The sequence below is a fragment of the Vibrio sp. 10N.222.49.C9 genome (assembly GCF_041474985.1).
Taxonomy (GTDB): domain Bacteria; phylum Pseudomonadota; class Gammaproteobacteria; order Enterobacterales; family Vibrionaceae; genus Vibrio; species Vibrio crassostreae_C.
In genome coordinates this window covers 1-306 of sequence record NZ_JBFRVD010000368.1, presented here as the reverse complement: position 1 = coordinate 306, position 306 = coordinate 1, and the positions used below count along the sequence as shown (strand labels likewise).

1 protein-coding gene is annotated in these 306 nt (G+C 47.1%); it reads right to left on the bottom strand.

Annotation, left to right across the window (positions count from 1 at the left end):
* On the bottom strand, nt 1-306 hold a 306-nt coding region (locus AB4585_RS23540), incomplete at both ends, for a fumarate hydratase (RefSeq protein WP_372171190.1).

The window sequence follows — 306 nt, the reverse complement described above, 5'->3', positions numbered from 1 at the left end:
CCGCCCTTAGCGGCAATCTGTACCTCAACCTTGTCACCTGGCACCATATTAATGTGCACAACAGCAGGTGTATTGTCTTTAGTATTGATACGCTTGCCTGCTGGGTCTAACAAAATAGACGCTCGAAGCGGATTATCTGGATTGGTGTAGGCTTGTCGTACGCCCTCATCAATCATCTCTTGTACTGTGACGTCGGTGTCTTCCCACTGTACTTTCATGCCAATGTTCACGAAACACGTCACAATGCCAGTATCCTGACAAATAGGTCTGTGGCCTTCTGCTGACATTCGAGAGTTAATTAGGATC